This is a genomic window from Streptomyces sp. NPDC003691 (assembly GCF_053981115.1).
This window is the reverse complement of sequence record NZ_JBSFNQ010000003.1, coordinates 42,809-55,341: the sequence shown is the minus strand read 5'-3', so window position 1 is coordinate 55,341 and position 12,533 is coordinate 42,809. Positions and strand designations below refer to the sequence as shown.

General features: G+C 70.2%; 10 protein-coding genes. 9 read left to right on the top strand and 1 reads right to left on the bottom strand.

Annotation, left to right across the window (positions count from 1 at the left end):
• Positions 1-69: 69 nt before the first annotated feature.
• The 9 genes from ACWDR0_RS02365 (at position 70) to ACWDR0_RS02325 (ending at position 11,411) form a co-directional block, all read left to right on the top strand.
• The gene (locus ACWDR0_RS02365) at positions 70-711 is read left to right on the top strand and encodes a PadR family transcriptional regulator (protein WP_456349717.1); all 642 of its coding nucleotides are present in this window, start codon (positions 70-72) and stop codon (positions 709-711) included.
• A 379-nt stretch (positions 712-1,090) separates the two neighbouring features.
• Positions 1,091-1,867, top strand: a complete 777-nt coding sequence (locus tag ACWDR0_RS02360) for an ABC transporter ATP-binding protein (protein ID WP_456349716.1) — start codon at positions 1,091-1,093, stop codon at positions 1,865-1,867.
• A gap of 55 nt (positions 1,868-1,922) precedes the next feature.
• The gene (locus ACWDR0_RS02355) at positions 1,923-4,778 is read left to right on the top strand and encodes an FtsX-like permease family protein (RefSeq protein WP_456349715.1); all 2,856 of its coding nucleotides are present in this window, start codon (positions 1,923-1,925) and stop codon (positions 4,776-4,778) included.
• Positions 4,779-5,023: 245 nt separating this feature from the next.
• Complete coding sequence (locus ACWDR0_RS02350; RefSeq protein ID WP_456349714.1) at positions 5,024-5,566, top strand: bacterial proteasome activator family protein; 543 nt, start codon at positions 5,024-5,026, stop codon at positions 5,564-5,566.
• A gap of 347 nt (positions 5,567-5,913) precedes the next feature.
• On the top strand, positions 5,914-7,758 hold the full coding sequence (locus ACWDR0_RS02345) for an Hsp70 family protein (protein ID WP_456349713.1): 1,845 nt from the start codon (positions 5,914-5,916) through the stop codon (positions 7,756-7,758).
• A gap of 3 nt (positions 7,759-7,761) precedes the next feature.
• Positions 7,762-8,661, top strand: coding sequence for a hypothetical protein (locus ACWDR0_RS02340; RefSeq protein WP_456349712.1), 900 nt, complete (start codon positions 7,762-7,764; stop codon positions 8,659-8,661).
• Entirely contained in the window at positions 8,658-9,650 is a 993-nt protein-coding gene (locus ACWDR0_RS02335; RefSeq protein ID WP_456349711.1) for a hypothetical protein, read from the top strand. Before ACWDR0_RS02340 ends, ACWDR0_RS02335 begins: the two co-directional genes overlap by 4 nt.
• Entirely contained in the window at positions 9,647-10,765 is a 1,119-nt protein-coding gene (locus ACWDR0_RS02330) for a patatin-like phospholipase family protein (protein WP_456349710.1), read from the top strand. Before ACWDR0_RS02335 ends, ACWDR0_RS02330 begins: the two co-directional genes overlap by 4 nt.
• Before the next feature lie 118 nt (positions 10,766-10,883).
• Entirely contained in the window at positions 10,884-11,411 is a 528-nt protein-coding gene (locus ACWDR0_RS02325; RefSeq protein WP_456349709.1) for a DUF4231 domain-containing protein, read from the top strand.
• A 114-nt stretch (positions 11,412-11,525) separates the two neighbouring features.
• Here ACWDR0_RS02325 and ACWDR0_RS02320 read toward each other — a convergent pair whose 3' ends face one another.
• Entirely contained in the window at positions 11,526-12,509 is a 984-nt protein-coding gene (locus ACWDR0_RS02320; protein WP_456349708.1) for an NAD(P)H-quinone oxidoreductase, read from the bottom strand.
• Positions 12,510-12,533: the final 24 nt, after the last annotated feature.

Below are 12,533 nucleotides of genomic sequence, written 5' to 3'. Positions count from 1 at the left end.
GAGAAGGACTCGTCACATCCGTCGGCAGACGGTTGGAGACGGCCTGCATACCCGGTATACATACTCAGTATGTCCATCCGCCACGGGCTGCTCGCCCTTCTCGAGCACGGCCCCAGGTACGGCTCTCAGCTCCGTACGGAGTTCGAGGCCCGTACGGGGTCGACCTGGCCGCTCAACGTCGGCCAGGTCTATACGACGCTGAACCGGCTCGAACGCGACGGCATGGTCGCGCAAAGCGGTGAGGACGAGGCCGGGCACGCGCTCTACACCATCACCGACGCCGGACGCACCGAGCTGAAAACCTGGTTCGAGGCCCCGGTGGACCGCACCAGCCCGCCCCGGGACGAGCTGGCCATCAAGCTGGCGATGGCGATCGGCGCGCCCGGTGTGGACATCAGCAGAGTGATCCAGTCCCAGCGCCACCACACGGTGAAGGCCATGCAGGACTACACCCGGCTCAAGAGGCAGGCCCTGGCCGCCATCGAGAGCGGGGAGGGTCCGGGGGAGCGGGACGACATCGCCTGGCTGCTCGTACTGGAGCAGCTGATCTACCAGACGGAGGCCGAGGCCCGCTGGCTGGACCACTCCGAGTCCCGGCTGATCCGGCTCTCCGCCACGGCCGATCGGAGAGCGGTGAACACCCCCAAGGCCGCCGGGTGGGTGGAGGGGGAGAAGGCCCCCGGTACACCCGCCGCCCATAGAGCCACCTGACACATCCTCACCACCCGCACCACCAGTGCTGTCTGCACCACCGGCGCTGCCTGTACCACCCGCACTGCCTGCATGACCCGCACCACCTGAGCCAACCGCACCACCGCGCCCCGCGCACGCCCGTCCCCGGATCCGTACACCCGCACCACAGCCGCGACAGCGACGGCTACGGCGACGGCGGCCGTACGGATCCGAACCGACCGCTCCACCGGGTCGTCACCCGACCGCGGCCCGTGCCGCCCGCCGGCCGATCCGCCGTTCCATCACCCGTGGCCCGCCACTTCCTCCGGGCCCGTGGGCCCACCGGCCCGATGGTCCGGCGGAGCCGGCGGCACCGGGCCAACCGCTCGTATCTGCCCGCCCAAGGGGGGAACCCACCATGTCCACAGCCAGTCCCCAGAAGTCACACCAGCCCCATGCATCCCAGGCGAACCAGCCGGTGCTCCAGCTGGTCCAGCTCACCCGTGTCCACGGCAGCGGCGCCACCGAGGTGCACGCCCTGCGCGGGGTCAATCTGGACGTCTTCCCCGGTGAACTCGTCGCCGTCATGGGCCCGTCCGGCTCCGGCAAATCCACTCTGCTCACCCTCGCGGGCGGGCTGGACCTCCCCACCTCGGGACAGGTGATCGTCGAGGGCACGGACATCACCACCGCGAGCCGCAAAACGCTCGCCGCCCTCCGCCGCCGCAGCATCGGCTATGTCTTCCAGGACTACAACCTGATCCCGGCCCTGACCGCCGCCGAGAACGTCGCGCTCCCCCGGGAGCTGGACGGCATCAGCGCGCGCAAGGCCAAGACCGAGGCGCAGGCGGCTCTGGAGGAGATGGACCTCGGTCATCTCGCCGACCGCTTCCCCGACGAGATGTCCGGCGGTCAGCAGCAGCGGGTGGCCATCGCCCGCGCCCTGGTCGGCGACCGCAGACTCGTCCTCGCCGACGAACCGACCGGCGCCCTGGACTCCGAGACCGGCGAATCGGTCCTCGCCCTGCTGCGGGCCCGCTGCGACGCGGGCGCGGCCGCCGTCCTGGTCACCCACGAGCCGCGCTTCGCGGCCTGGGCGGACCGGGTCGTCTTCGTACGCGACGGCTCCGTCGTCGACCAGACCGTGCGCAGCGACGCCGACTCGCTGCTGACGGGCCAGGTGGCCGACCGGTGAAGACCGCACCGCACACGTACACCGGCACTGCCGTGATCCGCTCGGGGGAAGCACTGTGAAGAAATGGCTCCATTCCTGGCGGGCGGCCCTCCGCATCGCCCGTCGTGACGCCTGGCGCTCCAAGGGGCGCAGCTTCCTCGTCCTGGCGATGATCGCGCTGCCGATCGTCGGCGTCAGTGCCGCCGATCTGACCCTCCGCAGCGCCCAGCTCTCCACCTCGGAGCGGCTGGAGCGCGAGATGGGCGCGGCGGACGCCCGGCTCAAGGACCCGAACATGCAGGGCGAGGCGGTCTTCCAGGACCCCTCGGGAGACATGTACGAAACCGCGCGGGTACTCAAGGAGAACGAGTCGTACCCGGACGGGTCGATGGACGTCCGCAAGGCCGCGCCCCAGGGCGCCAGGCTGCTGCCGGACACCAACGGCCGGGCCAAGGTGGAGACGGAGCACGGCCTCCTGGACACCGAGGTCCGTGAGCTGAAGGCGTCGGACCCGATGGCCAAGGGCATCATGGATGTCACCGAGGGCCGGTTCCCCGCGCAGGACGGCGAGGTCGCCGCGACGACCTCCTTCCTGAAGAAGAGCGGTCTGAAGGTCGGCGGCAAGCTCAACGCCCGCCATCTCAACCGCGATTACAAGATCGTCGGCGCCTACGAGCTGCCCAGCTCGCTGAAGACGGACCAGGTCAACGCCCTGCCCGGGGCCTTTATCAAGCCGCTCAACGAGGCGCTGAAGAAGCTGGAACTGGGCACCGACTACGGCTCGACGACCTATCTGGTCGCTGTCGACGGTGGTTTCACGTGGAACATGGTGAAGGAGACCAACGCCAAGGGTGGTGTGGTCCAGTCCCGCGCGGTGGCCCTCTCGGAGCCCGCGGACTCGCAGGTCCCGCTCTACCAGAAGCCCAACTTCCACAACTACGCCATGAACCCGGGGCTCCAGGCCGAGGAGCTGACCGCGCTGGCCACGGTCGTCAGCCTGGCGCTGCTGGAGATCTGCCTGCTGGCCGGACCGGCGTTCGCCGTGGGCGCCCGGCGCTCGCGCCGCCAGCTCGGTCTGGTCGGGGCCAACGGCGGTGAGCGCAGCCATATCCGTGCCATCGTGCTCGCCGGCGGACTGGTGATCGGCGCGGCGGCGGCCGTGATCGGTACGACACTGGGCGTGCTCCTCAGCATCGCGCTCCAGGGCACCTTCGAGACGTATATGGGCGAGAGGTTCGGCGCCTTCGACGCCCGGCCGCTGGAGCTGCTGGCCATCGCCCTGCTGGCGGTCTTCACCGGCACGATGGCGGCGCTCGTGCCCGCCATCACCTCCTCCCGGCAGTCCGTCCTGGTGTCGCTGACCGGACGCCGCGGCGTCCGGCGCAGCAGCCGGGTGCTGCCGGTGATCGGGCTGATCGCGGTCGGTTTCGGTGCCGCCATCGCCCTGGCCGGTTCGATGCTCTTCCAGAGCTTCGCGATCGTCGGCATCGGCGCGATCATCGCCGAGCTGGGCATCGTGGCGCTCACCCCGGCCCTGGTCGGCCTCTTCGGTCGGCTCGGCGGCTTTCTGCCGCTGTCGCCGCGGCTGGCGCTGCGGGACGCCGTCCGCAACCGCGGCCGTACGGCTCCGGCGGTTGCGGCGGTCCTGGCGGCCGTCGCGGGCACCGTGGCGGTGGCCACCTACGCGGCAAGCGACGAGGCCCAGCAGAAGGCGTCGTACGTCGCGGAGGCCCCGCACGGCTCGCTGCTCGTCACCGACGAGAACAACAGCCGTGAGATACCGGCGATCCGCTCCGCCGTCCAGCGCAACGCACCGGTCGAGGTGCGGGCCGATGTGGACCGGATCGTCATCGGCAAGAAGTCCTGCGGAATGTGGGACAGCGACCCGGGATGCGGCCGTTATTCGATCGTCGTGCCCAAGGCGAACCAGTGCCCGCTGCACACGTACTCGAACGCACGCGGTGCGGAGGACCCCGGGGCCAAGTACACCGTCCAGCAGCGGCGCGCCCTGGCCAAGGACTGGCGCTGCAAGAGCACCGAAGGCCCCTACCTGGGCGATGTGCTCGTCGCCGACGAGAAGCTGCTGAAGGTTCTGGGCGCGAAGGACCCGGCGGCGGAGCGGGCTCTGAAGGCGGGCAAGGCCATCACCTTCAACAAGCAGCACATCGGTCCCGACGGCAAGGTGACCATCAAGGTCATCACCGACACCAAGGCCGCCGACAAGGCCATGGAGGCCGGCAAGGAGGAGCCAGGCACCGTCCGGTCCGTCCCGACCCATCTGGTGGCCGACGGCGCGAGGGACAAGGCGTACGGCTTCCAGACCGTGCTCCCGCCCGCCGCGGCGAAGTCGCTCGGTGTGCTGGCGGTGCCGTACGGCGCCTACTTCTCCACCGACCGGATGACCAACAGCACGGAGAAGCAGAAGCTCGACGACGAGCTGTCGCGGATCAGCACCAGCGTCAGCCTCAGGATCGAGAAGGGCTTCGAGTCCGACACCAGCATCGTGCTGCTGGCGCTGGCCGCCTTCGCCACGCTGATCACCGTCGGTGCGGCCGGTATCGCCACCGGCCTCTCCCAGGCGGACGCCGAAGCGGATCTCAAGACGCTGACCGCGGTGGGCGCCCCGCCGAGGGTGCGCAGGACGCTCAGCGGCTTCCAGTGCGGGGTGGTGGCCACCATGGGTGTGGTCCTGGGCTCGGCGGCGGGTGTACTGCCCGCGGTGGGGCTGCTGCTCACCGAGCGGCGGAGCGACCAGTCCTGGTACGAGGACTCGCTGAACCAGGGGTACGAGATGGCCGCGCCCTATGTCCCGATCATCATGCCGTGGGAGACCCTCGGCGCCCTGCTGGTCGTGGTCCCGCTGGGCGCGGCGCTCCTGGCGGCGCTGATGACCCGCTCGCGGGGCGCGGTGGCCCGCCGGGCGACCACGTGACGGGGACACCGGGGGCTCCGGGCCAACACCGGACGGAGCCGCCTGACCTCCGGGCCGGCATGTGACGGAGACGGACCCACTGGTCGACCCGGAGTGACCACCGGATCCGGCCCGAATACCGGAATACCGGCCTCCGGTCCGGGTCGACCAGCGGCCACCTGCACATTCGTGCCCCCGTGCGGGAGTGATCACTCCCGCACGGGGGCACACCGCGTGATGACGCGCGTGTGCGCGAGAATGGCGGCATGGATATGCCGAGGAACGAACGCTCGCAGGAGAGTCCCCACGTCCTCGTCGTGGGGCAGGACGGTATGGCTCTCGGCGGCGGTGACGGTAGCGGCGACGACGTGGCGCGTGAGGTCCCCGTGACGGACATGGTGGAACAGCCGGCGAAGGTCATGCGGATCGGCAGCATGATCAAGCAACTGCTGGAGGAGGTCAGGGCGGCTCCTCTCGACGAGGCGAGCCGGGTCCGCCTGAAGGAGATCCACGCCAGCTCCGTGAAGGAGCTGGAGGACGGGCTGGCGCCCGAGCTGGTCGAGGAGCTGGAGCGGCTCTCGCTGCCGTTCACCAATGACGCCGTGCCCTCCGAGGCCGAGCTGCGCATCGCCCAGGCCCAGTTGGTGGGCTGGCTCGAAGGCCTCTTCCACGGTATCCAGACGGCGCTCTTCGCCCAGCAGATGGCCGCCCGCGCCCAGTTGGAGCAGATGCGCCGCGCCCTGCCTCCCGGCGCCCCGCACGACGACGACCCGGCCCACGGCGCCCTTCGCTCGGGCCCGTACCTGTAATCCGTCCGACCCCCGCGGCGGCCTTACCCGAAGCCCGGGTAAGGCCGCCGCGCGTATATCCGCCGAATTCCTGGGACGGGCCTCCCATCAGCACTTTTACCAGGGCGGCCTTTTACCCCTGAGCCCCCTGTGACTTCTGAGCCGCACGGGCACTGTTTACCTGCTCCAGGAACCCTTTCCGAAATGGAAAAGGGGTATCCGCTTTTGCCCTTGCTCGGATAGCGTCGAAGCGCGAAAGCGCATACGCACCGGTGCGGCACTCCGGGCTGCGTTGATCATTGTTTCGCCGCGGGGGCCTTGAGACGACGGGTGTGGGGTCCGTCGTGCTCCCGCGCGGAAGGGGGAGCATGAGCAAGCCGTTCGTACCGAAGATCGTCGTCGCCATCGATTTCGGAACCCATGGTTCGGGTTTTGCCTGGACGACGGTTTCCAACCTTCAGGACCTTGCCAATCGTCGTGCCATCACCTACCAGAACTTCACAGCACAGGACGGTGGCCCCGCCTACCCGAAGGACCTGACGACCGTCCTGGTGGATGTGCACGGCGAAGCGGTGGCCTTCGGACATGAGGCCCGTCGGCGCTGGCGGACCGAGAGCAGTCGGGGCAATCCCAGCGGATTCGGATACGCGGCCCGGTTCAAGATGGCGCTGCGATCCGATGCCCCGGCCGGCGATGTGCCGCGCTTCTTCGGCAACCTGGAGAATGCGGATCCCGCCCTGGTGGTGCCGAAGCTGATCGCCGCCTACCTCCGCAGGCTGTACACCACGGCCCTCAAAGAAATCCAGGCAACCAGTTACGGCGGTCTCGGCTTCGGCGCGGAAGACATCCGCTGGTGCATCACCGTGCCCGCGATCTGGAAGGACCCGGAGAAAGGCGCGATGCGCGATGCCGCGAAGGCGGCCGGGATCCCGTCCGACCAGGAGCGGCTGCTCCTCGTCAGCGAACCGGAGGCAGCAGCCGTCTACTGTGCGCTCACCCCCGGCACCCTGCTCGCACCGGACCGGCCGGAAGGGCGTCTCGACCTCGAAACGCCCGGCAGCCGTTTCATGGTGGTGGACTGCGGCGGCGGCACCGTCGACATCACCAGCTACCAGATCCGCCCCGCAGGCGTCGGTGACGACCGGCTGTCCGAGATCGGTATCGCCGACGGCGGCCCGCTGGGGTCGGCGTACATCAACCAGCACTTCGTGGACACGGTGCTCGCGGACCGCTTCGGAGCCGAGGAGCTGAAGGCCCTGCTGGTCTCCCACCCACAGGAGATCGCCGCACTGGAGGAGAGCTGGGAGGGGTGGAAGGTCGGTCTCGCCTCGGAGACCGGGCCCGACGGCACTCCGGTGTTCACCACCCCGTGCGATATCGCCGTGCCCGGAGGGCTCTGGGAAACCCTGGCACCGGCCACCAAGGCGCGGCTGACCGAGCTGGCCTACGGCGCCTCGTACCACCTCGTCATCGTTCCGGACGAGATCGCGGACCTTCATGAATCGGTGGTGGGGCGGATTCTGGAAGTGATCGAGGAACAGCGGCGGATCGTGCTCGACAACGGTCCGGAGAAAGGCGTTGACCAGATCGTCCTGGTCGGCGGCTTCGCCCGCTCCACCTATCTGCGTGACCGGATCGCCCAGCGGTTCGGCCACGAGGTCAAGGTGGTGCTGCCGCAGGACGCGGCGTTCGCCGTCCTCGCAGGTGCCGTGCACTTCGCCTACGACCCGGCCGTCGTCTGGGGGCGGCGCTCGAAGTACACGTACGGCTTCGAGTGCGCGATGCCCTTCCGCCACGGAACCGATCCGGGAGGCATGCACTTCCATGACGAGCTGGGCAGGGACATGTGCGACGACCGCTTCAGCGTCATGATCAAGCGCGGTGATCAGGTGGTGACCGGTGAGGTGGTGAAGGACTCGCTGAGGGTCCAGTCAGGCACCACCCTCTTCGAGATCGGGCTGTTCGCGACCTACAGCGACGATCCGCAGTACGTCAACGAGGCGGGCTGTGAGCGCGTGGGGACAGTGAACGCCGACGCGAGCGGTTCGAAGCAGGTGGAGTTCTCCAAGCGATACCTCGACATCTACTTCACGTTCGGCGGTTCGGAGATCACCGTCGAGACCGAGGACCGGAACAGTGGCGTACGCCGCAAGGCGGCCATCGAGTTCACCGAGTTGTACGGGCGCCGGGGCCCCGGCAAGGCGGGTGGCTGATCCATGCGGGGCGAAGGTGACTGGAGATACGACGAGCACGACGACGAGCAGGACGAAACATCGGAGCCTGAGGACATGAGGATCGTTGGCCGAAACCGAAAGGGCGGAGAATCCTCGTCGCCGGAGAAGACCCCGGCTTCACAGAGCGATCTGGCAGCGAGCATCAAAGAACTGCGCCAGGAGTTCAGGGCCGAACTCGCCCGGCAGGACAACCGGCATATCCAAGCCCTGGAAAAGCTTCGGAGCCGAGTATTCCAGCGCCTCACCGACCAGGACGAACGTCACGACACGGTTAAGCGCGACATCCAGGTGCTTTTCGATGCCGCGCGCAACGAGGGGCTCCGTCGCGCCATCGAGGACGGCCGCGCCACCTCCGACAGCCATCGCCGCCATCACGGACTCTCCCAGGACTACCGCAGGCTGGTACTGCAAGAAGTGCTGTTCCTGGGGCGGATGCTCTGCCCCCCGCAGGCCGGCAGCACCGAAGCAGACCTGAGGCGGCGGCGGGCGGAAGCGGCCCGCGAAGTCGTGAAGATGCTCTTCGATCCCCTCGACCGGCCGATGGACCGGACACCGGAGCAGTTCACCGCCGAACTGCGGAAGCTGAACCTGGCGACCGGGGACCCCGGCTTCCCCGCGCTGTTCGCCACCGCGTACCGCAGGGCGGCGGCGCTGCGTGACACCGTCGGGGCCCTGCCGCACAGCGCACGCCTGGACTTCCGGGCCGATCCGACCGCGCTGCCCGCGGACCACTACGAGGTATGGGACCCGGGGCAGACCGGTGGCGGGCACCCGGAGTTCCTGATCGGTCCCGCGTACGTCATGGTGGCCGACAAGCCGCAGCCCCTCACTCAGCCGATCGTCTTCGTCGCCCCGGCCTCCCGCCCGGGAGCGGGCCGGTGAACCTGTCGGACGTCGCCCGTGGTGTTCCGCTGGTCGACGACCGGCTGCTGCTCGAACTGCTCAACGACCTGCACACCGCGGACGACCTGGTGCGGGCCAGGGCCCGCGAGGGCTTCTTCGCCCGGCTGCTCGCCCAGATCACCGGCCATGGCCGCCGCCAGGACCTCGCCGTCACCGGTGCCCTGGTCGGTGCCCAGCGCTCTACCCTGGCCTGGCTCTCCGAGCTGACGGAGCGGCTGACGGCCACCGATCTCGTGGTCGCCGAGGTCATCGACGAGGTCACCCGGGTCAACGAACGGGTGGACCGGCTCGATGTCCGGCTCCAGTGGGCCGAAGGCGGAGTCCGCCGGCTGACGGTCCTGCTGGCGCAGCTCGCCGAGCAGACCGGGCGGGGGCTGGCCGAACACGACGAGCGGCTGCGCAAAGTGGAGAGCAGTCTGGCGATCGACCGTGCGGTACGCCGGTGGCGGTATCCGCGTCCCGACCCGGACCTGGGCCTCCTGGCCGGAGCGGTCCTGCTGGCCCGCGAGGTGGCCGGCGGGCCGGCGGGGGAGTTCGCCGCGTCGAATCCCGGCGCGGGCATCCAGCAGGAGCTGGCCGAGCGCATGCTCCAGGATCCGCCGGTGCCCTGGTACGACGGCATCAGACCCCTCACGGGCCTGCTGGCCGAGGCCGTCCGCGGGCTGCCGGGCGACGAGCACCGGACGATGCTGGCCGAGCTGCTGGGCGAAGGCGTACCGGCGGAGCTGACGGGTGCGCGGGGTCCGCTGAGTTCCGCGCTGCGGAAGGCGGCCCTGGCGACCACGGTGGCGGGCGTCGACCCGGACGCCGCGGCGGAAGCGGCGCTGCGCGCCACCCTGGGAAGCGGCCCGGACTATGTCGCCGCAAGTCTGAGCGTCGAGGAGTTGGTACGGCACATCATCGCCGAGCAGTTCGCCGAGGCGGATTCGCGGCGGATGCGGCTGCTTGCCCTCGGGAAGCCCCGATGACGGGGCAGGAGGAGTTCAGCCGTATCGCGCGGCAGGCATTGGAGACGGCGGGGGCCTCCGGGTATCCGCCGCAGGACCCGCCGGCCGCTCCTGCCGCCCGGCACCCGGCGGCAGCGGGCCCGTACCTCCCCCTGAGAGTCGGGCTGGTGCTGGCCGGGGGCGGTGCCAAGGGCGCCTATGAACTGGGCGTACTGGACTATCTGGCGGAGCGGGACACCCGGATCTCCGCCATCGCCGGGACCAGCATCGGCGCCCTCAACGGTGCGGTGCTGGCCGGTGAGGACTCGCTCTTCCGGGGCGTCGAGCGGCTGGCCGCGTTCTGGGAGCGCTTCTCCACCCGGATGGGGGTCTCGCCGTCCGAGGACCAGGGGCTGCCGCTGGACGACGCGGGAGCCGCCGTGGAGAGCACGGCCCGGCAGATACGGATGTTCCGCGGGCGGCTGGCGGCCCTGAAGAGCCGGCTGGCGCTGCTCGAAGAGCTGGTCGACCAGGCGGTCGACACCGAGCACATCAAGGCCGCCGGCCGACCCCTCTGGGTCACGGCCTATCCGCTGATGGACCGGGAGGCGGTGCCCGAGAGACTGCGGCAACTGGTGGAGTTCGCCCGCTGGATGGGCGGCGCCCGGGCAAGCATCATCCGGCTGAACGACCTCGCGCCGTCCGAGATCCGGGAGGCGGTGCTGGCCAGCGCGGCACTGCCGTTCGTCTTCCCGAGCCGGGTGATCGACGGATCCGCCTATCTCGACGGCGGACTGGGCCGCGGCGACCGCACCCCGGTACGGGCCTTCGCCGAGGCGGAGCACTGCGATGTCCTCGTCGTCGTGCATCTGCACCCCGACGCCCGGGTGGTGCCGGGCGCGGTGACCGGGCTCGTACGGATCGACATCCGGCCCAGCGTCCCGATCACTCCGCCCGGCCCGCTCGGGTCGCTGAGCGCGCTGATGTCCTTCTCCCCCGAACGCGTCGGTGCGCTGCGGAGACTCGGCTACCGGGATGCCGCGGCGCGCTTCGGTGAGACCGAGAATCTGCTGCTCCGCCGCCGGAACCTCGCCGCAGCCGAATCCACCATGCTGTCCGCCCTGCAACGGCTGCGGGGCGGGACGCCACCGCCATAGGCCGTGTCCGAGGCCGGTCCGGCCCGGGGCACACGAGGAAGCCGAGGAAGCCGATCACCCGTCCGTCCGTCCATCCGGCGCGTCCGGCAGGACTTCCCACCCCGTACCAGGAGACATCGTGCGCGATACCGTCACCCGCCGCCGTACCGCCTTCACGACACCGCGCCTGCTCGACGCAACGGACACCGACTTCGCGACGAGCGTCGAGGCGTACGTACGCGAACTGATCGACTTCTATGACCAGCGCGCCCACCGGAATCGGCGCTACTACCGTGCCAGCGGCGTGATCACGATCCTCAGCGCCGCGGCACTGCCCCTGCTCACCATCCTGGACCTGCACTACAAGAGCATCGTCATCTCCGCCGTCGGCTGTCTGGTGGCGGTCAGCACCGCGCTCAAGGAGTTCTACCGCTGGGACACCTCCTGGGTGCTGCTCCGCCAGACGGAGACCGATCTCACCCGGGCCTACGCCACCTATGCCGCCGCCAAGCACTCCACGAGCGGCCGGCCCGACCCCGAGGCCGCGCACAAGCTGGTCGGCCAGGTCCTCCGAATCCGCGAGCACGAGTCCCAGCGCTTCTTCAGAAACCTGCCCTCCCCGGGCGCGGTCTCCACCCAGATACGGCGCAAGGGCTCCGGCAACTGACCCCGTCCGGCGGCGGGACCGATCGCCCCGAGGGCCGGGCTCGGTCCCGCCGCCGGACCGGTACCGGCCCGGACCGGGCGACGGCAATGGCCGCCGCCCACCCCCGGGCCGGTCTCAGCCGCCCGTGCGGAGCAGCAGCTTGCCCACGTGCGTGCCGGACTCCAGTGCCTCATGCGCCGCCGCCGCTTCGCTCAGCGGGAACTCCCGGTCGACGACGGCCCGGACCCGGCCGCCTTCGATCAGCGGCCAGACGTGCTCCCGTACCGCCGCGACGATGGCGGTCTTCTCCTCGACCGGCCGGGCCCGCAGCGAGGTGGCGGTGATCGCCGCCCGCTTCCCGAGCAGCGTCGACAGGTTCAGCTCGCCCTTCACCCCGCCCTGGAGCCCGATCACGGCGAGCCGTCCGTTGACCGCCAGCGCCCGAACGTTCCGGTCCAGGTACTTGGCGCCCATGATGTCGAGGATCACGTCCGCGCCGTCGCCGTTGGTGGCCCGGCGCAGTTCGTCGACGAAGTCCTGCTGCCGGTAGTCGATGAGGATGTCCGCACCCAGCTCGGCGCAGCGCGCCAGCTTCTCCGGGCTGCCCGCGGTGACCGCCACCCGGGCCCCGACCGCCTTCGCCAACTGGACGGCCATCGTGCCGATACCGCTCGCCCCGCCGTGGACCAGCACGGTCTCCCCGGGCCGGAGATGGGCAACCATGAAGACATTCGACCAGACCGTGGCGGTGACCTCCGGGAGGGCCGCGGCGACCGCGAGGTCCACCCCCTTCGGCACCGGCAGCACCTGACCGGCGGGCACCACCACCTTCTCCGCGTATCCGCCGCCCGCGAGCAGGGCGCACACCTCGTCGCCGAGGGTCCATCCCGACACCCCGGGTCCGATGCCGGTGATCCGGCCTGCGCACTCCAGCCCGGGGTAGGGCGAGGCTCCCGCCGGGGGGTCGTAGAAGCCCTGCCGCTGGAGCACATCGGCACGGTTGACTCCGCTCGCCACCACCTCGACGAGCAGCTCACCCGGGCCGGGCACGGGGTCGGGCACCTCGGCCCAGACCAACGCCTCGGGGCCACCGGGTTCCGGAATCGTGATCGCATGCATGGCCGCGAGGCTACTCCCGCGCCT

What these genes read in the sequence shown, in the direction of transcription:
- ACWDR0_RS02365 (WP_456349717.1), top strand. Translation starts at nt 70, where the DNA reads ATGTCCATCCGCCACGGGCTGCTCGCCCTTCTCGAGCACGGCCCCAGG.
- ACWDR0_RS02360 (WP_456349716.1), top strand. Translation starts at nt 1,091, where the DNA reads ATGTCCACAGCCAGTCCCCAGAAGTCACACCAGCCCCATGCATCCCAG.
- ACWDR0_RS02350 (WP_456349714.1), top strand. Translation starts at nt 5,024, where the DNA reads ATGGATATGCCGAGGAACGAACGCTCGCAGGAGAGTCCCCACGTCCTC.
- ACWDR0_RS02345 (WP_456349713.1), top strand. Translation starts at nt 5,914, where the DNA reads ATGAGCAAGCCGTTCGTACCGAAGATCGTCGTCGCCATCGATTTCGGA.
- ACWDR0_RS02340 (WP_456349712.1), top strand. Translation starts at nt 7,762, where the DNA reads ATGCGGGGCGAAGGTGACTGGAGATACGACGAGCACGACGACGAGCAG.
- ACWDR0_RS02330 (WP_456349710.1), top strand. Translation starts at nt 9,647, where the DNA reads ATGACGGGGCAGGAGGAGTTCAGCCGTATCGCGCGGCAGGCATTGGAG.
- ACWDR0_RS02320 (WP_456349708.1), bottom strand. Translation starts at nt 12,509, where the DNA reads ATGCATGCGATCACGATTCCGGAACCCGGTGGCCCCGAGGCGTTGGTC.